Below are 20,691 nucleotides of genomic sequence, written 5' to 3' on the forward strand. Positions count from 1 at the left end.
GTGCCAGATTCCATCTTGCTGTTTTGTGAATCAGGCGTTAGAATCAAACCAGAAAAATGGTATAAAAACGGGAGGTATCAATTATGAGCAGAGTTAATTTTGGAGCGAAACCATGGCTATACCCAATGCCAGTGCTGATCATTGCGACCTATGATGAGAATGGTGTGCCGAATGCAATGAATGCGGCATGGGGAATCATTACGGATATGAATGAGATCAGTATCAGCATGGCTGATCACAAAACTACAGAAAATATGGCTAAGACAGGCGCTTTCACCGTAAGCATGGCAACTGCAGATACCGTTACAGCCAGCGATTATGTAGGAATTGAATCTGCGAAAAAAGTACCGGACAAGTTTGCAAAAGCCGGTTTCCATGCGACCAGAAGTGAATTTGTCAATGCACCGCTGATCGATGAGCTTCCAATGGCACTTGAGTGCAAAGTGAAAAGTTTTGACAATGGCATTCTGGTTGGTGAGATCGTGAATATCAATGCAGATGAAGCCATTCTTACTGACGGTCATATTGATCCTGCCAAATTAAAACCAATCAGCTATGACCCTGTAAACAATGCTTACCTGGTTCTTGGGGAAAAGGTGGGAAATGCTTTTAAGGATGGTTTGAAACTGAAATAAGTGTCAGAGTGAAAATTGTGCTTGAATATGCTTTGGCATCGGAAAAATGATATCTGGATGTATTGTGCGGGAAATATTGCGATATGTCCAGGTATCATTTTTTTGATAAGAAAGACTGGCGTCGGTGTTTTCTTATTTCTTCGGTATTTCTAGATCAATATGTATTTTCTACGAAAACAGGGGATTCTTTTGTAAAAAATGTAAATGGATTTTTATATGGCTATGTGCTATTATTGAAAGACAAAAAATACGTTTAATTAATAAAAACATAGAATAAAAGGGCTGTGTAAGTTGTTCCTTATAATTATATAAGCAGAGCAAGGTAATGCCGTATATAAGATGAGGAAATGTTTATACATAAGAGTAAGAAAATACTTATACAAGAGATAAGGAAATGTTTATGGAAAGAAAAAAGAAATCGGTCAGTGGTTTTACATTGGCAGAATTGTTAATTGTAGTGGCAATTATTGCAGTGCTGGTAGCAATTGCCATTCCAATTTTTACGAGCCAGCTGGAAAAAAGCCGGGAGGCAGTTGATCTTTCAGACGTCAGGTCAGCCTACGCGGAAGTGATGATGGCTGCGATAACAGGGGATACCACTGCAATCTATACGAAAGACAGTACTCAGACAATATATGACTCACAGAAAAATGAGTATTCCATTACGGTACAGCCTCTGAAACAGAAACAGGATGGCTGGCAGACGGCGCTGCCGATTACGATTGGAGGGGTGTCGTCGAGCGCTGGATCACCGTATTGGATTGGCGAACCGGGACCGAATGGGTATTGTAAGGTTACATATCATCCGGTGGCAGGCTCAACGGGAGAGTATGTTTCGTTTGAGTGGAGCGGGGGAAACTCAGGGACATCTGGTGGAACATCGGGGGGGGGTGATGGTGGCACTGGTGGTGGAAGTGGAGATTCTGGAGAGAATTCTACACCGGGAACAGGAGGTTCTGTAACTCCGACGCCGATACCCTCAATGGGAGATGCTTGGAAGTCGATTGTAGAAAAAAATGGCATGGTTGATTGGCCAACTGCTCCCACCAATGGTTGGTATAGTTGGAAAACGGGGCAAATTGTTCGTTTTGAAGGTATATACTATATATCTCTGGAAACTAATAGACAAGAATTTAATCAGTGGGGATATTTTAATCCAATGTCAGATAATAGAAAAAGCAACTTTGCGATGGTTTCGGGTAGATTTTATACATCCAATGATGTTGATACTCAAGGCAATGTTCCTGAATCGTCATACGGTGATATATTTATAGATGATGATGGAACCGCGTATGTTTATAAAGCTGGTTATAAAGGACAGGCAAGACCTAATCCAAATGCCTACGGAGACCCATGGGTGAAGATTATTAAATAAGTTTTTTCTGGTTTAGCGTGATTTAAAATAGTGCATTTTAGAGTATCCTGTGAAAGCTTGATGCAAGCAATCACAGGATATTTTGTCCATAATGTCTAATTGACAATTTCTTTACAGTGGTCTTATACTAGAACTGCTTTCATAGAAGTAAATTTCACAAAAGAATCTTACAGAAGAATCTGTATCCGGTCATTCGACCAGCTTGTTCCATTTAAAGATTAGAATATTAAACGATGATGTATGTGTGAAAATGATAAAGAAAAAAATATACTAATACTTGAAAAACAAAACTAAATTACATATAATGATATAAAGAGCTAAATATAAAGAAATTGTCAAAAATATAGTTTTTCTAGTATATTCCAGTATTCCCCAGCGTTCGTCTGCTTTATCTTACACACAATATCATACCTGGAAAGGAGTGTGCATGAAGGAGACAAATGCGGTATCAATTGAATATTTTAGGAATTTACACCGAATAGCAGACCTTTTGAATGGTGTTATTTTGGGGGGAAAACAGCTTATTGCTGACATATATAGAAGCGAATAAAAGTGTTTTCTCTAAACTGTCAGAAGACACCTATGATCTATTGACAGTATTGTCCGGAATCAGAGCAATGAAGAATATAAAAAAAGAAGTAGAGATTGTAGGAGGTAATTTCGATATGTGTAAAGCGTTTGATGATATGATGAAGGATAGCCGCATGGAGGGAAGAAGCGAGGGAGAAAACCTTATGGGAAAACTGAACCAGAAGCTGATTTCCCAAGGCCGTATAGATGATCTGTTGCTGGCGAGCACAGATAATACATATCGTAGAAAAATGATGACAGAATTTGGTCTGGCGTAAGCTCAAAACATGAAAACTATGGAGAGGCTGGACGAATCAAACTTTCTGGATTATAATGAGGAAAATCATTGCAGATCAGGAAACACAAGTCCTGTAGAAGCAAGAAGCGAAAGGAATACAGAACGTGGAAAGAGCAGATGATCGGAAAGTAATGCAGAGCCAGGAAGCACCAGATAAACATAAGAAAGAAGAAAGCAGTCCGCAGAAGCCTTCTCCCCTTGTTTCTGTCATCATGCCCGTATACAATGGTGCGGAATACATTGCCCAGGCAGTTCAGTCCGTCTATTCCCAGAATGTCCCCCTGGAATTGATCATCATTGACGATGGTTCCACCGACGGAACCAGAGAAGCATTGTCTCCTTGGGAAAAGCACCCGGATTTTATCTATGTAAAGAATGAGCACAACCTCGGTGCAGCCGGTTCCCGCAACCGTGGTGTCTCCATGGCCAGGGGGAAATATATCGCGTTTCTGGATGCTGATGACTGGTGGGAAGATGGGAAACTGTCCGCCCAGCTGGAAGCACTTGACAAGACTGGTGACGTACTGTGTTCCACTGGCCGTGATCTGATGAATCCAGATGGCACCTCAACAGGTAAATACATTCCAGTTAAATCCAGACTGGATTACCGCCAGCTTCTGAAACATAACAGCATCAATTGTTCCTCAGTACTGATCCTACGTGAGGTAGCCCTGGAATTTCCTATGGAGCATGACGACAGCCATGAGGATTACATCACCTGGCTGAAGGTAGTACGTAAGTATGGTCATGCTACTGGAATCGATAAGCCGTATCTGAAATACCGCCTGTCCGAAGGCGGCAAGTCCAGGAATAAAATGAAATCAGCAGCTATGACGTATCAGGTATATCGGTACGTTGGCTACGGGCCGCTGAAAAGTGCATGCTTTTTCCTGTCCTACGCGTTTCATGGTATCTGGAAGTACCGCTAAGATGTGCAGATTGTAACAAGCCGCTTCCGCCACTGTGCCGGAGAGTATCCTGTCTGTTTCTTAAAATACCTGCTGAAATGTGAAAAATCCGAAAATCCGCACGCCCGCGCGATATGCTGTACGGTGAGCGCCTGGTTGGTCAGCAGGTTTTTTGCCTTATCCATCCGGATCTGTAGAAGGTCCGCATGTGGGGTACTCTGGAAAAACTTCTGATAGCAGGAGTAGAATTGGCTTTTTTCCAGATTAACAGAAGCACAAAGCTCCTGCGTGTCCCATGGCCTGGCGTAATTCGTCAGCATTTCCAGCCGGAGCTTCCGGAAGGCCGAATAAAGCTCCTCCCCCTCTGTTCCATTTCCCCGTATCTGATGTGACTCAAGTCCTCTTGCAACCGTGATCATAAGCTGTCTGAAAAGAGTGTATTCATACTCATCGGAAAATAAATCATTTGATATATGCTCTTTGTGCAGAAGACGGATGCAATTATCAATGTCTTCCGGGTTCCCGGGATAAAAAATAGTATTCAAAGGAATCCCAAAACGTTCCCCTGGATTTTCCCTACATGAAAAATGAAGATAACTGTTCCGGAATTTCTGTACTGCCTTATAATGCTGCTCATATCCGGGAGCATAAAGAATACAGGCATTTTCCCTGGAAATGCAAAGCTTCTGGTCCAGATAAACCTTCATAGGTGTCTTAAAAAGCAGAAACAGATAATCACCGCTTCCACTGGGGCGGTAGATCTGGTCATAATCCGGGTTGGAATAATTATATTCGCAGAACTGGATGGAAAAATTCATATCTGAAGCATTCGGATCACTCATTATATAACCTCCCTTCAGGTCTTTCTTTCACTGTAGTGATTATCGGAAAAAAAGTCAACTATATCGGAAGAAAAAAACTGGAAAAATAGCTGGTTTTTATTAAAATAAGAAATAGAAACATATAGAAAATAAGAACAAACAGAAACGAGAAGATATAGAAAACAAGAGCATACAGCAAATTGAGCTGTAAACGAAAAGTCAGATATTATTATAGAAGTGTTCAGCTGCTAAATAGCTGAAATAAAAGGAGGATCCCCATGAAAAAAGCACAGATCATTATTGACAAATATTTTCTCACCGGTAAGGTAGACAAGCGTATCTTCGGTTCCTTTATCGAGCAGCTGGGCCGTGCTGTCTATGAAGGAATTTATCAGGAAGGAAGTCATCTATCTGATGAACAGGGCTTCCGTAAGGACACTCTGGAACTGGTAAGAGAGCTCCAGGTTCCCATTGTCCGTTACCCAGGTGGTAACTTTGTTTCCGGGTTCCGCTGGGAGGACAGCGTAGGACCTAAGGAACTGCGTCCAGCCAGGCCAGAGCTTGCATGGGGCGTGATCGAGAATAACCACTTCGGTCTGGATGAGTTCGTGGACTGGGCGAAGAAAGCAGACACAGACATTATGATGGCAGTGAACCTGGGTACAAGGGGGCCAGAGGAAGCCAGAAATCTTCTGGAATATTGTAACTTTAAGGGTGGCACTTATTACAGTGATATGCGTAAGGCAAATGGTCACGCAGAGCCTCACAATATTAAGACCTGGTGTCTGGGAAATGAGATGGACGGTCCATGGCAGATGGGGCACAAGACCGCCTATGAATATGGAAGGACAGCAGCAGAGACCTCCCGTATTATGAAAATGCTGGATCCGGAAATCGAGACAGTTGCCTGTGGCAGCTCCTACCTGGGAATGCCGACTTTTGGTGACTGGGAATATACAGTTCTGGACGAATGCTATGATCTGGTCGATTATATGTCTCTTCACCAGTACTATGGCAATGCAGCAGATGATACGCCGGATTTCCTTGCCAATTCCAAGGGAATGGACGATTTCATTTCCGGCGTGGTCAGCATTTGTGATGCTGTACGTGCGAAGAAGCATGGAAAGAAACGGATCAATCTGTCCTTTGACGAGTGGAATGTCTGGTATCACAGCAACGAAGCGGATGAGAAGCTGGAAAAATGGGGAAAAGCACCGCATCAGTTAGAAGATGTGTATAATTTCGAAGATGCACTTCTGGTGGGAAGTATGCTGATCACATTGCTTCGTCACGCTGACCGTGTGAAAATGGCCTGCCTGGCACAGCTGGTAAATGTTATTGCACCGATTATGACCTCTGATACAGGAGCATGGCGCCAGACTATTTTTTACCCGTATATGTACACCAGCATTTTCGGCCGCGGAACTGTGCTGAATACACAGGTTCTGGCACCAGTATATGACAGCAGGAACTACAGTGATGTTTCTTATCTAGACTCTGTGTGTGTATGGAATGAAGAGGAAGACACCCTTACGATTTTTGCCGTGAATAAGAGCCTGGAAGAGGATCTTGAGGTTAGCTGTGACCTGCGCCAGTTCGAGGGATATCAGGTGAAAGAGCACATTATACTTACTAATGAAGATATGAAAGCTGTGAATACAGAAGCGGCACCAGATACGGTAGTTCCGGCGAAATCAGAAGCATCTAAAATTGATGGCGGTAAGCTCGCTACAGTACTTGGAAAGCATAGCTGGAACATGATTCGCCTTGGAAAATAAAATTGGGAGTGTTACCAGAACTTAAAATAAAATGGAGTGTATCCACAAGACTTAAAATAAAACAGGAGTGTACCTACAGGATTATCTCTGCGGGTACACTCCATATGATTTACATTATTTATTTCTGCAGATCTGCCTTGATCTGCGTAGTGGAGATTTCAGGTGTTCGCGGCAGATATACCACGTCGCAATAAGGCTTCAGGAAATCGAATTTCCCTTCCCAGTCATCTCCCATGACAAAAGTATCTACGTGATATTCCTTAATGTCACTGACTTTCTGCTCCCAGTTTTCCTCTGGAATGACCAGATCCACATAACGGATGGCTTCCAGCAGGGATTTCCTCTTTTCATAAGAGAAATAGCATTTTTTATGCTTCTCATTCCAGTTAAATTCATCTGTAGACAAAGCTACGATCAGATAGTCTCCATAAGCCTTGGCTCTGCGGAGCAGATTAATATGTCCGTAATGTAGCAGATCAAAAGTGCCGTAAGTGATTACTCGTTTCATGAATTGCCTGCCTTTCCCGAATTTGTATTTCTATAATGCGAGAGCATGTTTGAAAAATCATTCCTGCAATCTGGACACCTCACTTTGCGGTGTATTTTGCAGAAAGCCTTTTTCAAACAAGCTTTAGAATAATATAGCTTTTGAATTTAATTCTAATCATATCTATGTGGTTATTCTACCACAGGAACCAGGCAAAATAAACGGAAAATTATAAGACAAAGATTTTACACAAGCTTTTCACCCAGGTATAGCAGCAACCATCACCTTTCTCTATTCAAATTTCTCATGCAGATATTCCGACAATTTCGTGTTTTCGCTGTAGTCTACCGGGCAGTCAATGATACAGGGAACGGTCTGTTTAAAGGCATCCTCCAGGATGGGAATCAGATCTTCTGCCTTTTCCACCCGGTATCCTTTGGCATGCATGCTCTCGGCATATTTCACAAAATCCGGGTTGGTGAAATCTACAAAACAATTTTTTCCAAAATGATCCATCTGTTTCCATTTGATCAGTCCATAGCTTGCATCAGAAAAGATCAGGGTTACAATAGGGGCACCTTCCCTAAGGGCTGTTTCGTATTCCTGGCTGTTCATCATGAACCCGCCATCCCCTGATATTGCAAGCACCTTTTTATTTGGATTGACCAGCTTGGCAGCTACAGCCCCGGGAACAGCGATTCCCATGGTCGCGAAACCGTTTGAGATAATGCAGGTATTTGGTTTATAGCAGTTGTATTCACGGGCAATCCACATTTTGTGAGCGCCTACATCGGAAATCACGATGTCGTCTTCTCCCATGAATTTCCGCACATCATATAAGATTTTCTGGGGCTTCATTGGAAATGAGGTATCTTCAGCGTAGCTTTCGTATTCCGCTACCATTTCTTTTTTCAGACCGAGGATTTCAGTAGGTTCCTCCTTGGCGTCACTGCGGTACTGGATCTGCTGCAGGGAATAGGAGATATCGCCGATAACCTGTACCTGGGGTTGATAGAGCATGTTGATATGGGCAGGGCGCTGGTCAATATGGATGATCTTATGCTTATCGTTATCATTCCATTTGCCCGGGGCAAACTCCACAATGTCATATCCCACGGCGATTACCAGATCTGCCATGTCCAGGATTTCATTCTGGTAGTCTTTTTGGGGGATTCCGATGGTCCACATGGAATATTTGTTTTTGTAGGGGATGATACCTTTTGCCATCATTGTATTGACTACTGGTATTTTCAGCTCATCTGCAAAGCTGGTAAGTGCCTCTCCCGCATGATTTCTGACAGCACTGTGTCCCGCAAGGATAACAGGATGCTTGGCCTTATAGATCAGAGCTGCGGCCTGGTCGATGCTGCTGAAAGATGCATATTCCTTGGAGTATATCTGCTTATCAATGGGGATTTCTGCAAGTCCCGGTGTTACTTTCATTTTCGCTACGTTGGTAGGCAAGTCCACGTGACATGCGCCTGGTTTTTCGCTTTCGGCATATTTAAAAGCAATCCGCATGATCTCATTTACGGAATCAGGATTGACAATCTGCTTACTGCGCTTGGTGATGGGCGCGAATAATTCCACCAGATCCAGGTACTGATGGGAAGTCAGATGCATTCTTTCGGTTCCCACCTGGCCGGTGATGGCAATTACCGGTGCACCATCGGAATTGGCGTCTGCTGTTCCTGTGATCAGATTGGCTGCTCCAGGTCCCAGGGTGGAAAAACATACGCCTGCTTTTCCGGTAAGTCTGCCATACATGTCTGCCATAAATGCGGCACCCTGTTCATGACGTACAACGATAACACGGATACTGGATTTTTCCAATGCATTCATCATATCCAGGTTTTCTTCGCCTGGAATGCCGAAAACATATTCCACGCCTTCTTTTTCCAGGCATTTTACTAACACCTCTGCCGCAGTACAGCTTTCCTGTTTTTTCTGAGGCTCCGTTACTTCTTCCCTGATGTGTTTTTCTGCTCTGTCGTTCATTTCTTACCCCTCTTTGTGCTATGAAAAAAGCCGCTTCCATGGCGTATTACCACGAAAACGGCTTTGTTTTCACTCTCTTTTATGTTGATGACCGCATTCTAGCACATCATTTTATTGCTGTAAAGATATTTTTGGTATTTGCGATGTGTTTTTTGTGACCAAAGGTTACAGGAAATCCGGGAAATGCGGCGCGAAATCATGGGAATGCATGATTTCTGTGCATCGCGAAACGGTTACTGTACGCGGAGTGAACAGTAAACTGATTATGGTTCAGGCAACCAACAGGAAACCAATACAGGCAACCAACACGCTGTAATCATGTTGTAAATCGTATGTTTTAATGTTAAGATGGGATAATAACAGAGCAGATGCAGACGCATCTGATGGCTGTCAGTAAAAAGGAAGAGGAAAATGATATGAATGTATTTGACATTCTGGGGCCTGTTATGATCGGTCCATCCAGTTCCCATACAGCGGGAGCGGCGAGGATTGGTCTGGTGACCCGGGCACTTCTTGGGGAAAAACCGGTACAGGCACATATTTTTTTACATGGATCTTTTGCAAAAACCTATAAGGGACATGGCACAGACAAGGCTTTGGTAGCCGGAATCCTTGGCATGAAAACAGACGATGAGCGTATTCGCTTTTCCCTTGATGTTGCCAAAAAAGAGGGGCTGAAGATTCAGATTGAAACAGGAGAGCTGGAGGACGCCCATCCGAATACAGCAGAGATTACTCTTGTGGGGGCAGGCGGGGAGAAAGTATCCCTTCGGGGCAGCAGTATTGGCGGCGGCAATATTCTGATCACCCGTGTGAATGGAATGGAGGTTTCTCTTACCGGGCAGAATCCGGCCTTGATCGTACTTCATAAAGATGCGCCGGGAACCATTGCAGCAGTTACGGAACTGATGGCTGAGTCTGGTGTGAATATCTGTAATTTTCATCTGGCCCGTAAGGAAAAAGGTGGTCTGGCTGTTATGACCATTGAAAGTGACAGCCATTTTGGTCCGGAGTTAAATGAGCGGATCAATTGCCTGGAGAACATTTATTCAAGTACGAGGCTGGCGTTATAGAAAGGAAAAGTTATGGTGGAATTAAACTATCATTCAATAGAGTCCCTGTTAAAGGCGGCGAAGGACAATGACTGCCGCTTATCAGATCTGGTTCTTGCACAGCAGGCAGAGCAGATGGAGCTGCCAGAGCAGGAAATATATGAAAAAATGCAGGAAAACTATCAGGTTATGGCATCCTGTATCCAGCCTGGAAGTGCCCCGGGTCTGAAAAGCACCAGTGGCCTTACGGGAGGGGATGCCTACCGGATGCGCACTGCTGTAGAACAGGGAAGGAATCTTACCGGTCCCCTTCTTGGAGGCGCTCTTTACCGCGCTCTTGCGGTATCCGAGTTAAACGCTTCCATGGGAAGAATCGTGGCAGCTCCTACAGCCGGAAGCTGCGGCATTGTTCCAGCAGCGGTGCTGACCATGCAGGAGCAGTATAAGCTTACAGAAAAGGAATGCGTGATGTCCCTTTTTACAGCTTCGGCGGTGGGAATGGTGATCGCCAATAATGCTTCCCTTGCAGGAGCCCAGGGCGGGTGTCAGGCGGAGTGCGGTTCCGCATCTGCCATGGCGGCTGCGGCAATTGTGGAGCTGGCTGGCGGGACGCCTGACATGATTGCTTCTGCGGTGGCAACTGCGCTGAAAAATATTCTCGGTCTTGTCTGTGACCCGGTTGCCGGTCTGGTGGAGATTCCCTGCATCAAGCGGAATGCCTCTGGCGTCGCAGGTGCATTTGTGGCTGCAGAGCTTGCCCTTGCCGGGATCCGAAGTGCAATTCCGGCTGACGAAGTTATCTGGTCCATGAAGAAAGTGGGAGATGCCATGCCAGCTGCATTGAAAGAAACGGCGGAGGGTGGACTGGCCGCGACACCAACAGGACGAAAGCTGCACCAGCAGGTGTTTGGAATAGACAGTTGAAGCCATTACGGCAGACAGGTGAGGGCTTATGAAGGAAAAAGAAATGGAAATTACCGCAAAGGAAGAACTGGAAATCACGAAAGAACTGGAAATCACCACAATGGAAGAATTAGTAAAACGGATGCTGGAGGTTTCAGCGGATTCTGTGGTATATCAGAAAATAGCTGCCTTTGTAGAAAATCATCATATGGAGCTGATCTTTATGACAGCAGGGGAATTGGCAGGGAAGCTGTCGGTGAGCCAGGCAAGCGTATCCAAGTTTTTTATTGCTCTTGGGTACAAGGGCTACGCTGATTTTCTCCGCTGCCTTCAAAAAATGGTGGGTAAAGAGATAACTGCACCTCAGCGTTATTATTACACATCCAACAGCTCGCATCATACAGATGATGTGATTGAGAAAGAGGTGGAGAATCTTCGGCTTCTCAAGGAAATTGTACAGGAAGATGCTTATACCAGTGTGGTTGAAAAGCTGGCTGCGCAAAAAAACATCATATTGTTATCGGCGCGCATGTCGGCAACCTTACTCCCATATATGAAATATACCATGGACAAGCTGCGTGATGGTGTGGAGATGATTACCCCAGGCCAGGAAAGCTGGGATTACCTTTCACTGAATAAGAAAAAAGAGGATACCCTGATCCTGATCGTGGGCTTTCCAAGATATCCACAGGTATTGGTAGATAAGGCAAGAGAATTAAAAGAAGCCGGTTTTGAACTGGCTGTGATAACGGATAGCCGGTTTTCCCCGTTATGCCGCTTTTCTTCTTTAAATCTGCTGGTGCCAACAACGGTTTCCTCTATTTTTGACCTTTACAGTACGCCCATGGCACTGATGAATTTGCTGATCACAGATGTTTCCAAAAAAATTCCGGATGTGCAGGCACGTCTGGATCAGATTGAGAAACAGGATGTCTTGTGCCATAATTTTTTCGGAAAATAACTTTTTAAAAAATAATTTTTTTGAAAAATAATAAAATTATTCTTGACAAAAAACAGGAATAGCATTATTATTCACCTAAACTTAATAACGCAAAGTGAACGTAAAGTAAATTAACGTGAAGCAAAAGTAAACTGAGAACAAAGGCGCTCTTCATAAGAAGGGCGCCTTTTGCTATCTGAAAGGAGCGGATCATATATGAAGCTGACACAGGAACAGCAGGACATGCTGGATGGAAAATACGGAGAGGGAACAGCTTATGCCATGAAAATCCAGGTGGCCATCGGGGAATCCTTTGATGCACCGAGAATGGTTCCCATTACCAGGGCACATGTGGCACTGAGCAACCAGGATGCAGACCTCTGGTTTGCGGAAAAGCTGCTGGCAGCAGGAGCCCACTGTAGGGTTGCACCAACTGTAAATCCAGGTTTTTGCGTATCCTTTTTTAAAGAACATAACATGGTATCCGAGGAAGATGCGGCCATGATGATGCGGACACACAATGCTTACAAAGGGCTTGGTGCGATCCTTACTTATAACTGTACTCCATATGTAGCAACAAACGTGCCAAACTTCGGCGAGATCTGTGCATTTTCTGAATCCAGTGCCACTCCTTATATCAATTCCGTGTGGGGGGCGCGAAGCAACCGTGAAGGAGCCAACAGTGCCCTGTGCGCAGCAATCACCGGATATGTTCCGGAATATGGCCTGCTTCTGGATGAAAACAGAAAAGGAAATATCCTGGTAGAAGTGAAAGCGGATATGAAATCTGATTTCCAGTATCATCTCCTGGGGTATTGCGGAAAGAAAATTGGCCAGGGAATTCCGGTATTTACCGGCCTTCCAAAACATATCGGGAAAGAGGCACTTACCAACCTGGGTGCACAGCTGAACACCTCAGGAGCCTATGGAATGTATCACATTGAAGGATTTACACCTGAGGCGCAGACACTGGAACAGGCTTTCGGCGGAAAAGAACCAGAACGTGTGGTAACCATTACCAATGAGGATCTGGACGAGATACTGGAAGAGATTTCTAACACCGGAAACCGTAAAATTGATTTCGCAATGTTCGGATGTCCACATTTTACACTGGAACAGTGCATGCACATTGCAGGGAAGCTGGATGGAAAAACCTTGAAGGTTCCAATGTGGATCCTTACTTCCTATCACGTAAAAGAGCTTGCAGACAGAATGGGAATATCTGAAACAATTGAAAAAGCCGGCGGTTACATTGTTCCCGATACCTGTCCGGATCAGCCCTGCTGGCATGGTTTAAGCGGAAAATTCGGTGTTACGGAATCTCCAAAATGTGCATATTATCCGAAACGCCGGGGAATTGAATTTGTGATCCGTGATCTGGATACCTGTATTGAGGCTGCACTTACAGGAACTGTTGTATGAAAATTTGAACAGCTGCAAATAGAAAAAGAAAATTCAGGCTTAAAAATACAGCCGGAAAGGACGATATATGGGACAGAAATTTACATGCCACAAAATTTCAGAAGGAAAAGCAACCGCGGAAGCGATTGTGTCAGAAGATGACATTATGTTTTACCTGATCCGGCCGGAAACCGGAGTTGTCATAGAACCGGCACATGCTTTATATGGAAAATCCATGGCCGGAAAAATCCTGATTTTCCCAAGCGGAAAGGGGAGCTCAGTAGTACAGGCGGATGGATTGTTCCAGTTGAATAAAAACGGGAATATGCCAAAAGCTATGATCATCCAGTATCCGGAAACCGTACTTGTTTCCAGCGCGATCATCATGGACATCCCAATGGTTGATAAAGTGGATCCTGAATTTTATAAAACGGTGAAAGATGGGGACTCAGTATTGGTAAATGCAGATGAAGGCTATGTGGAAATTCTATAAAGGTTAGAAAGCTGTTCGTGCTTGCACAATAAAGCTTTTGATCTTGGAACTCATTCGTGGCATTTTGGAACTGACATCCAAAATAATTCGCATGGAGAAAAAGTTGTAAAGCAGGGAGGTGACCACATGGGATATCAGATCAACGGAGAACGTCTTCTCCAGAATTTGACCCGGATGGCCCAGTTTGGACTTAACGAAAAAGGTGGAATTGATAGAAGCCTCGGTTCCCAGGCTGATTATGATACCCGTGAATGGCTGAAAAGTTACTGGCAGGAGCACCTGGAAGCAGAACCGGAAACAGATCCCATCGCAAATCTCTGGGTCAGACACCAGGGGCTTGAAAACAGGAAACCCCTGGTAATCGGATCCCATCACGATGCCGTGCCAGATGGAGGGAAATACGATGGGGCGATGGGAGTGCTGATCGCCACCGAAGTACTGGAAACAATCGTGGAACAGGGAATTCCATTGAAGCATCCCCTATATGCCATTTCTTTCACAGGAGAGGAACCCAATCCCTATAATTTATCTACACTTGGAAGCAAAGTGATCAGCGGAAGACTCCGGAAGGACGATCTTACCCATATATATAACCGGGAAACAGGGAAAAGCCTGGAAGATACTATCAAATGGCTGGGCGGCAATATTTCAGAGCTGGAGAAGGCAAGAATCCAGCCAGGAGAGCTTGCTGGGTTCCTGGAAGTGCACAATGAGCTTGGCAGACACCTGGAAGCCCAGGGACTTCATCTTAGCGGGGTAAGCACCATTACAGGAATCTACCGGGAAGAAATCCGAATCAGCGGGGAAAATAATCATGCGGGAACCACCATGATGCCTGACCGGAAAGATGCTTTCCTGGCATTGGCTGATTTCGCAACAGGACTTAACGAAATTGTGGCAGCCTATGAAGATCCGGATGTGGTAGGTACGATGGGATATGTGAAGGTAAATCCCAATGAAGCCAACATCATTCCTGGAAGTGCAGTTGGAATCATAGATATCCGTACCTGTGAACGGAAAATCATAACAGAAATTGTAAAACAGCTGGATGCACTGACAAAGAAAATAGAAGACTCCCGAAACGTAAAGCTTCAGCGTTCTGTCCTTCTGGACCAGCCGGCACGTTTTATGGATGAAGACATCCAGCGGATCGTAAAAGAAAATCTGGTGAAGATGAAGGAACCGGAAAATGTAATGGTCAGCATGGCAGGACATGATGCCGCAAATATGCAGCTGGTTACAAAAGTCGGAATGATTTTCACCAGAAGTGTAGGCGGCAAGGGACATTGCAGGGAAGAATTTACAGAAGATGCAGATGTGATAAAAGCAGGCCAGCTTGCTCTTGATACAATCTTAAAAATGGACGAGGAATTGCCATGAAACTAATATTTCCAAAATATCTTTATTATAAGAATAAATTTTACCCAGATTACGGAGTGCTCACAGAAGGAGATTCCATTATAAGCGTGGAACCTAAGAAACAGCTTCTGGAAAAATATCCCCAGGCCAAGCAGCTCCATCTCAGTGAACAGGTGCTTCTGCCAGGAGCGGTCAATGCCCACAATCATTGTTTCCAGAGCCTTCTCCGTGGAATTGCAGCAGACCGGCCGTTCCTGGAATGGAGAGACCGATCCCTGTATTATTATTCTCCGAAAATGAGCAAAGAGGATATTTATAACGGTGCGTTGTTCGCTTTTGGGGAAATGATGAAGCGTGGCGTAACCACAGTGGGGGATTTCTTTTACCTCCATAATTATGGAAGGGAAAGCGACCTTGCGATCATACAGGCTGCAAAGGATCTGGGGATCCGGCTTTCCCTGAACCGGACCATGTATGACTGGGACGGGGCTCCGGCAGGATATGTAGAAACGGTTCCGCAGGCTGTGGAAAATACCTTATATCTGGCAGAGGAATACAAGGACGATCCCATGGTAAATATTCTTCCGGCACCGCACAGTCTTCATGCTGCTACGCCGGAGATGATCCAGAGGGGCCATGAAATTGCCAGAAAACTGAATGTGAAATTTCATATTCATGTGGCAGAAGAGCCTTTCGAAGTGGAACAGGTGAAAAAAGAACATGATGGACTTGGAACTCTGGAATATCTGGACCGGCTGGGCGTTGTGGATGACTCCATGGTTATCATCCACGGTGTATGGCTTTCCCCAGAGGAAATCGCTCTTCTGGGTGAGAAAAAAGGAGGCCTGGTCTATTGTCCTTCCAGTAACATGTTTCTGGCAGATGGAATTACAGATATTCCGGGAATGTTGAAAGCCGGAGTGACCGTTGCACTTGGAAGTGACGGAGGCTGCAGCAACAACCGGATCAGTGTTTTTGAGGAAATGCGGATGGTTTCTCTTCTGCAGAAAGCGAAAACCTGTGATGCTCTTTGTGTCAATTATGAACAGGCGTTCCAGATGGGAACAGAAAATGGCGGCCTGCTTCTGAACTTTAAGATTGGAAAAATTGAAGAGGGTTATAAAGCGGACTTTGTAGGAATCGATCTGGAAGATCTTTCGATGATGCCTCTTAGTGATTCTCTGGAGCAGATGCTTCCTAATATTGTGTACTCCATGGAACCAACTGCGGTACGCACCGTGATCGTAGCCGGAAAGCCCACTGTAAAAGACGGGCAGCTGACGACAGTAAGTGAACGGGAGATTTCCAGAAGAGTGAAAGAAACCATGGAACGGTTAAACCGTTAAATAAAACTGTTAAATGAAAAAAGCCAAACGCAAAGTAGTTGAAAATCCCTCAGGGAACTGGTTCCCCAGAGGTTTTCATAAAAGCAAGTAAATTAATGCGGTGTTCACTGTAGAGCAGCTTTTGCCTGAAGGGAACAACAGCAGCCACATCTAAGAACGAGGAGGAAAAACTATGAAGAAAAGAATCGTAGCAACACTGTTAACTACAGTTATGGCAGTAATGGGGATTGCCGGAAGCAGCGTCTGTGTATTTGCAGAAACAGAAAGCACTGAAGAAACAGAAACTACCGATGAAGCAGAAGATGCCGGGGAGACCACCGGTGATGCAATGTATGATGGCAAGGTCCTTCTCGGACAGGCATCCTGGATCGGTTATGCGCCTCTTTATCTGGCAGATAAAAAAGGATTTTTCGATGATCATGGCGCTGATGTGGATGTACAGTTTTTTGAATCAAAAACAGATTCCAAATCTGCTCTGGCAGCAGGAAGAATTCAGGGAATGTCTACAACGGTAGATACCCATGTTATGAGTGCTGCATCCGGCATGGACATTTCTATTGTTCTGGCACTGGACACCTCTGATGGCGGCGATGGATTAAGTGCCCTGAAAGATATCCCGGATATCAAATCCCTGAAGGGTCATACAGTAGCCCTTGATACTTCCGGTGGAGCTTCTTATTTCTGGTTCCAGTATCTGTTACAGCAGGAAGGAATGACCTTAGATGATGTGCAGGCTGTGAATATGAGCTCCGGAGATGCAGGAGCAGCCTTTGTGGCCGGTGAAGTGGATGCGGCGGTAACCTGGGAGCCATGGCTTTCCAAGGCAAAAGAAACAGATAATGGGTCCGTTCTCATTGATAGCAGCGAAACTCCTGGTATTATCGTAGATGCCCTTGCAATGGATAAGGATTTCGCAGCCCAGTATCCGGGAACTGTAAAAGCAATTGTAGAAGGCTGGTATGACGCTCTTGCCTACATGGAATCTGATCCGGATGATGCATACAAGATCATGATGGAGTACACAGGTGATGAGACTCCGGAAGACCTTCAGGCGTCTATGGCAGAGGTTAAATTCTATGACAAAGACGGAAATGCTGATTACTATGATGGTGACATTCAGGATGTTGCAAAAATGGCAGCAGATCTGTGGCTGGATATGGGACTGATTGATGCAGAACCAGATCTGGATTCCTTGATCGATGGATCTTTTATCGGTGGAACTGAAGAATAAAAATAAGAACGGTTCCTTTCTCCATTCATAGAGAGAGGAACCGTAAATGAGGTGCCTATGAAACGTACAATTTTAACTCATATTTCAGAAGTGGTTACTCCACAAGGGAGCAAGGCACTTCATGGAAAAGATATGGGAAAGGTAAAACGCCTGAAGAATGCTGCGATTGTAATAGAAGATGGAAAAATTCTTGCTGTTGGTCCAAATGAGGAAACAGTGGAAAAATATCATATAACAAATATAATTCTGAAGGACATGACAGGAAAATGCATTCTTCCAGGCTTTGTAGATTCCCATACCCATTTTATTTTCGGAGGATACCGGCCTGATGAGTTTATGATGCGGCTTAATGGCGCCTCTTATCTGGAAATCCATAAAGCCGGCGGCGGAATCTGGAACACGGTGCAGGCTACCAGAAGCATGAGCCTGGATGAAATGGTGCAGACCGGAAAAGAACGTCTATCAGATATGCTTTCCATGGGCGTTACAACAGTGGAGGGAAAAAGCGGATACGGTCTTGACAGAGAGTGCGAGCTACGCCAGCTGGAAGCACTGGAAATCCTGAAAAAGGAACAGCCGGTTTCCCTGGTAAATACATTTCTTGGCGCACATTCTATTCCGGAAGAGTATAAAGGCAGGTCAGATGAGTATATTGATTTTCTGATCCGCGAAATGCTTCCGGTAGTAAAAGAAAAGAATCTGGCAGAGTATGTGGATATTTTCTGTGAAAACAGTGTGTTTGACTGTGAGCAGTCCAGACGGTATCTTCTGGCAGCAAAAGAAATGGGATTCGGCGTGAAAATACATGCGGATGAAATTGAAGCATTAGGCGGAAGCGGCGTAGCGGCCGAGGTCGGGGCTGTTTCTGCAGATCATCTGCTGATGATACGAAAAGCAGACTGTGAGAAACTTGCAGCTTCGGATACGGTTGCCACATTGCTTCCGGCTACAGCTTTTTGTCTCCATAAGCCTTATGCTCCGGCCAGGGAGATGATCGACAGCGGATGTGCGGTGGCACTGGCAAGTGACTATAATCCAGGAAGCTGTTTTACCAACAGTATCCCTCTTTTATTTGCCCTTGCAGTGATCCATATGAAAATGAGTCTGGAAGAAGCTTTGTGTGCACTTACCCTGAATGGGGCAGCTGCTGTTGGAAAAGCAGATCAGATCGGCAGTATTGAACCTGGCAAGGCAGCAGATCTGGTGGTGCTTGAGAAACCGCAGTATGAGTTTCTTGTGTATCACACAGCGAAAAACATTGTCGGGGAAGTCTATAAAGATGGAAATATGGTGTACAGCAAAAGGTAAAGAAGGGGTGATAAGCTTATGAAAAAACTGAAACGGAAAATTTCTGATGCGTTTATACCTAAGGGGTCCATATCAAAAGCAGCATATATTATTCTGGCGGTACTGTCTTTTGCACTGATATTTGCAATCTGGATGTACGCAGCATATGTAAAAGGGGTGGATAGTATGTTCCTTCCATCACCGGAAAAAACTCTGGAATCTGCGAAGAATATGTTCGCTGTCGGCGGTTATCTTACAGACATCCGGATGTCTGTACAGCGTGTTCTTATCGGATTTCTGATCTCGGCAGTTGTGGGAATTCCATTGGGCCTTCTGATTGGAACTTATGCTCCTGTGGCGGCATTTTTTGAGCCCTTCTTTTCTTTCTTCCGTTATCTGCCGGCATCTGCATTTATCCAGCTGTTCATTCTCTGGATCGGTATCGGTGAAAGTGCAAAGATTGCCATTATCATAGTAGGAAGTGTAGCGCAGATTATTCTGATGGTTGCTACCAATGTGCGTAATGTAAGTGTTTCCCTGATCGAAGTTTCCTATACTCTTGGTGTTTCCAAGTTTGGTGTATTCTGGAAAATCATTCTTCCAAAGAGCATGCCGGATATTGTAGATACCTTGCGAATCGTTCTTGGATGGGCATGGACTTATATTATTGTAGCAGAGATGATCGGTGCTTCCGAGGGTGTTGGCTTTATGATCACCCAGGCAGGACGCCAGTTTATGATCTCCAAGATCTTTGTGGGAATCATTACCATTGGAATTATCGGTCTGGCACTTGATATGCTCTGCATGTTTTTACGAAAAGTATTGTTCCCTTGGAATGAGAAATAAAACGGGAAAGAAAAGGAAAAATCCGGAATCAGAAAAAAGGAGGCGCTGGTTATGGAATATTATGAACAGCCTAACGGAAATGTTGTGAAGCTGCACAACGGTCTTGATATTATCGGTGTGACAAAAGCGTTTGATACGAAAAAAGGAAGGGTACAGGCACTGGAAGAAATCAATCTTCATATCCGCAGTAAGGAATTCGTTTCCCTTCTTGGCACCAGCGGCTGTGGAAAATCTACATTACTCCGCATGATCGGAGGTCTGGATCATCCCAGCACAGGCAAGATCATGTTCAAGAAAGAGGAAATCACAGGACCTGGCGCCCATATTGGAATGGTATTCCAGGCTTATACCCTTTTTCCATGGCTGACTGTGGAAGAAAATATTGCCTTTGGCCTGAAACAGAGAAAGACCAAAACAAATGCGGAAATCAAAGAAATTGTAGACTCTTATATTGATCTGGTAGGCCTTCGGAAGTTTGAAAAGCTGTATCCAAAGTCTCTTTCAGGAGGTATGAAACAGAGGGTTGCCATTGCCCGTGCCCTTGCCAATGACCCGGATGTACTGCTTCTGGATGAGCCTTTTGGAGCTCTTGATATGCAGACAAGGACAGTTATGCAGGAGCTGCTTCTGGATGTATGGCAGAAATCCCCGAAAACTATCGTGATGGTAACTCATGATATTGAGGAAGCTGTTTTCCTGGCAGACCGGGTTGTGGTCATGAGCTCAAGACCGGGATCTGTAAAAGAAATTATTGATATCGACCTGGAACGTCCAAGGGATTACCGGGTAAAAAATACAGAGAAATTCATGGAATATAAGGTGCGCTGCTCCGATATCATCCGCGAGGAAAGTATGAAGCTGATCTCAGCAGTGAATGAGTGAATAAGCAGCATAGCGAGCAGAAGAAAGAACTGCGTTTTAGCTGGCTGTATTATTTGAAAAATATAGTGATGGAATACAGCA

Annotated in this window: 19 protein-coding genes; 16 read left to right on the forward strand and 3 right to left on the reverse strand. The window is 44.7% G+C overall.

Annotated elements, in window-relative coordinates; all coding sequences use genetic code 11:
* Positions 1-83 precede the first annotated feature (83 nt).
* The 4 genes from ACTQWB_RS09840 (at position 84) to ACTQWB_RS09855 (ending at position 3,807) form a co-directional block, all read left to right on the forward strand.
* Complete coding sequence (locus ACTQWB_RS09840; protein WP_441501082.1) at positions 84-635, forward strand: flavin reductase family protein; 552 nt, start codon at positions 84-86, stop codon at positions 633-635.
* 400 nt (positions 636-1,035) lie between these two features.
* Positions 1,036-2,010: a type IV pilin protein gene (locus tag ACTQWB_RS09845; protein WP_441501083.1), complete on the forward strand. Its 975-nt coding sequence runs from the start codon at positions 1,036-1,038 to the stop codon at positions 2,008-2,010.
* A gap of 494 nt (positions 2,011-2,504) precedes the next feature.
* Complete coding sequence (locus ACTQWB_RS09850) at positions 2,505-2,858, forward strand: hypothetical protein (RefSeq protein ID WP_441514609.1); 354 nt, start codon at positions 2,505-2,507, stop codon at positions 2,856-2,858.
* A gap of 124 nt (positions 2,859-2,982) precedes the next feature.
* On the forward strand, positions 2,983-3,807 hold the full coding sequence (locus ACTQWB_RS09855) for a glycosyltransferase family 2 protein (RefSeq protein WP_441501085.1): 825 nt from the start codon (positions 2,983-2,985) through the stop codon (positions 3,805-3,807).
* Here ACTQWB_RS09855 and ACTQWB_RS09860 read toward each other — a convergent pair.
* A complete protein-coding gene (locus tag ACTQWB_RS09860; protein ID WP_441501086.1) occupies positions 3,804-4,628 on the reverse strand; it encodes a helix-turn-helix domain-containing protein in 825 nt (274 codons plus the stop codon). The genes ACTQWB_RS09855 and ACTQWB_RS09860 overlap by 4 nt on opposite strands.
* Positions 4,629-4,885: 257 nt before the next feature.
* Between ACTQWB_RS09860 and arfA the strand changes: the two genes are divergently transcribed.
* Positions 4,886-6,385, forward strand: coding sequence for an arabinosylfuranosidase ArfA (gene arfA / locus ACTQWB_RS09865; protein ID WP_441501087.1), 1,500 nt, complete (start codon positions 4,886-4,888; stop codon positions 6,383-6,385).
* A 118-nt stretch (positions 6,386-6,503) separates the two neighbouring features.
* Here arfA and tagD read toward each other — a convergent pair whose 3' ends face one another.
* Complete coding sequence (tagD, locus tag ACTQWB_RS09870; RefSeq protein WP_118584161.1) at positions 6,504-6,893, reverse strand: glycerol-3-phosphate cytidylyltransferase; 390 nt, start codon at positions 6,891-6,893, stop codon at positions 6,504-6,506.
* A gap of 270 nt (positions 6,894-7,163) precedes the next feature.
* Entirely contained in the window at positions 7,164-8,870 is a 1,707-nt protein-coding gene (locus ACTQWB_RS09875; RefSeq protein WP_441501088.1) for an acetolactate synthase large subunit, read from the reverse strand.
* A 416-nt stretch (positions 8,871-9,286) separates the two neighbouring features.
* Here ACTQWB_RS09875 and sdaAB point away from each other — a divergent pair, with 416 nt between their 5' ends.
* The 11 genes from sdaAB to ACTQWB_RS09930 all read left to right on the forward strand — a co-directional run bounded on the left by sdaAB (position 9,287) and on the right by ACTQWB_RS09930 (position 20,610).
* Positions 9,287-9,943: an L-serine ammonia-lyase, iron-sulfur-dependent subunit beta gene (sdaAB, locus tag ACTQWB_RS09880; RefSeq protein WP_441501132.1), complete on the forward strand. Its 657-nt coding sequence runs from the start codon at positions 9,287-9,289 to the stop codon at positions 9,941-9,943.
* 12 nt (positions 9,944-9,955) lie between these two features.
* Entirely contained in the window at positions 9,956-10,846 is an 891-nt protein-coding gene (gene sdaAA / locus ACTQWB_RS09885) for an L-serine ammonia-lyase, iron-sulfur-dependent, subunit alpha (RefSeq protein WP_441501089.1), read from the forward strand.
* Between the two features lie 28 nt (positions 10,847-10,874).
* A complete protein-coding gene (locus ACTQWB_RS09890) occupies positions 10,875-11,786 on the forward strand; it encodes a MurR/RpiR family transcriptional regulator (RefSeq protein WP_441501090.1) in 912 nt (303 codons plus the stop codon).
* Between the two features lie 195 nt (positions 11,787-11,981).
* Positions 11,982-13,187: an aconitase X catalytic domain-containing protein gene (locus ACTQWB_RS09895; RefSeq protein ID WP_441501091.1), complete on the forward strand. Its 1,206-nt coding sequence runs from the start codon at positions 11,982-11,984 to the stop codon at positions 13,185-13,187.
* A gap of 67 nt (positions 13,188-13,254) precedes the next feature.
* The gene (locus ACTQWB_RS09900) at positions 13,255-13,659 is read left to right on the forward strand and encodes an aconitase X swivel domain-containing protein (RefSeq protein ID WP_441501092.1); all 405 of its coding nucleotides are present in this window, start codon (positions 13,255-13,257) and stop codon (positions 13,657-13,659) included.
* Positions 13,660-13,785: 126 nt separating this feature from the next.
* Complete coding sequence (locus ACTQWB_RS09905; protein WP_441501093.1) at positions 13,786-15,039, forward strand: Zn-dependent hydrolase; 1,254 nt, start codon at positions 13,786-13,788, stop codon at positions 15,037-15,039.
* Complete coding sequence (locus ACTQWB_RS09910; protein WP_441501094.1) at positions 15,036-16,364, forward strand: amidohydrolase family protein; 1,329 nt, start codon at positions 15,036-15,038, stop codon at positions 16,362-16,364. Before ACTQWB_RS09905 ends, ACTQWB_RS09910 begins: the two co-directional genes overlap by 4 nt.
* Before the next feature lie 172 nt (positions 16,365-16,536).
* Positions 16,537-17,595: an ABC transporter substrate-binding protein gene (locus ACTQWB_RS09915; RefSeq protein ID WP_441501095.1), complete on the forward strand. Its 1,059-nt coding sequence runs from the start codon at positions 16,537-16,539 to the stop codon at positions 17,593-17,595.
* Positions 17,596-17,652: 57 nt separating this feature from the next.
* A complete protein-coding gene (gene hutI / locus ACTQWB_RS09920) occupies positions 17,653-18,903 on the forward strand; it encodes an imidazolonepropionase (protein WP_441501096.1) in 1,251 nt (416 codons plus the stop codon).
* Between the two features lie 18 nt (positions 18,904-18,921).
* Positions 18,922-19,728, forward strand: a complete 807-nt coding sequence (locus ACTQWB_RS09925; RefSeq protein WP_441501097.1) for an ABC transporter permease — start codon at positions 18,922-18,924, stop codon at positions 19,726-19,728.
* A gap of 51 nt (positions 19,729-19,779) precedes the next feature.
* A complete protein-coding gene (locus ACTQWB_RS09930) occupies positions 19,780-20,610 on the forward strand; it encodes an ABC transporter ATP-binding protein (protein ID WP_441501098.1) in 831 nt (276 codons plus the stop codon).
* The last annotated feature ends 81 nt before the right edge of the window (positions 20,611-20,691 follow it).

Origin of the sequence: Blautia sp. HCP3S3_H10_2 (assembly GCF_052122375.1) — a bacterium.
GTDB lineage: Bacteria > Bacillota > Clostridia > Lachnospirales > Lachnospiraceae > Blautia_A.

What these genes read in the sequence shown, in the direction of transcription:
- sdaAB (WP_441501132.1), top strand. Translation starts at nt 9,287, where the DNA reads ATGAATGTATTTGACATTCTGGGGCCTGTTATGATCGGTCCATCCAGT.
- ACTQWB_RS09915 (WP_441501095.1), top strand. Translation starts at nt 16,537, where the DNA reads ATGAAGAAAAGAATCGTAGCAACACTGTTAACTACAGTTATGGCAGTA.
- ACTQWB_RS09850 (WP_441514609.1), top strand. Translation starts at nt 2,505, where the DNA reads ATGGTGTTATTTTGGGGGGAAAACAGCTTATTGCTGACATATATAGAA.
- ACTQWB_RS09900 (WP_441501092.1), top strand. Translation starts at nt 13,255, where the DNA reads ATGGGACAGAAATTTACATGCCACAAAATTTCAGAAGGAAAAGCAACC.
- hutI (WP_441501096.1), top strand. Translation starts at nt 17,653, where the DNA reads ATGAAACGTACAATTTTAACTCATATTTCAGAAGTGGTTACTCCACAA.
- ACTQWB_RS09840 (WP_441501082.1), top strand. Translation starts at nt 84, where the DNA reads ATGAGCAGAGTTAATTTTGGAGCGAAACCATGGCTATACCCAATGCCA.
- ACTQWB_RS09890 (WP_441501090.1), top strand. Translation starts at nt 10,875, where the DNA reads ATGAAGGAAAAAGAAATGGAAATTACCGCAAAGGAAGAACTGGAAATC.
- arfA (WP_441501087.1), top strand. Translation starts at nt 4,886, where the DNA reads ATGAAAAAAGCACAGATCATTATTGACAAATATTTTCTCACCGGTAAG.
- sdaAA (WP_441501089.1), top strand. Translation starts at nt 9,956, where the DNA reads ATGGTGGAATTAAACTATCATTCAATAGAGTCCCTGTTAAAGGCGGCG.
- ACTQWB_RS09905 (WP_441501093.1), top strand. Translation starts at nt 13,786, where the DNA reads ATGGGATATCAGATCAACGGAGAACGTCTTCTCCAGAATTTGACCCGG.
- tagD (WP_118584161.1), bottom strand. Translation starts at nt 6,893, where the DNA reads ATGAAACGAGTAATCACTTACGGCACTTTTGATCTGCTACATTACGGA.
- ACTQWB_RS09930 (WP_441501098.1), top strand. Translation starts at nt 19,780, where the DNA reads ATGGAATATTATGAACAGCCTAACGGAAATGTTGTGAAGCTGCACAAC.
- ACTQWB_RS09895 (WP_441501091.1), top strand. Translation starts at nt 11,982, where the DNA reads ATGAAGCTGACACAGGAACAGCAGGACATGCTGGATGGAAAATACGGA.
- ACTQWB_RS09910 (WP_441501094.1), top strand. Translation starts at nt 15,036, where the DNA reads ATGAAACTAATATTTCCAAAATATCTTTATTATAAGAATAAATTTTAC.
- ACTQWB_RS09875 (WP_441501088.1), bottom strand. Translation starts at nt 8,870, where the DNA reads ATGAACGACAGAGCAGAAAAACACATCAGGGAAGAAGTAACGGAGCCT.
- ACTQWB_RS09925 (WP_441501097.1), top strand. Translation starts at nt 18,922, where the DNA reads ATGAAAAAACTGAAACGGAAAATTTCTGATGCGTTTATACCTAAGGGG.
- ACTQWB_RS09860 (WP_441501086.1), bottom strand. Translation starts at nt 4,628, where the DNA reads ATGAGTGATCCGAATGCTTCAGATATGAATTTTTCCATCCAGTTCTGC.
- ACTQWB_RS09845 (WP_441501083.1), top strand. Translation starts at nt 1,036, where the DNA reads ATGGAAAGAAAAAAGAAATCGGTCAGTGGTTTTACATTGGCAGAATTG.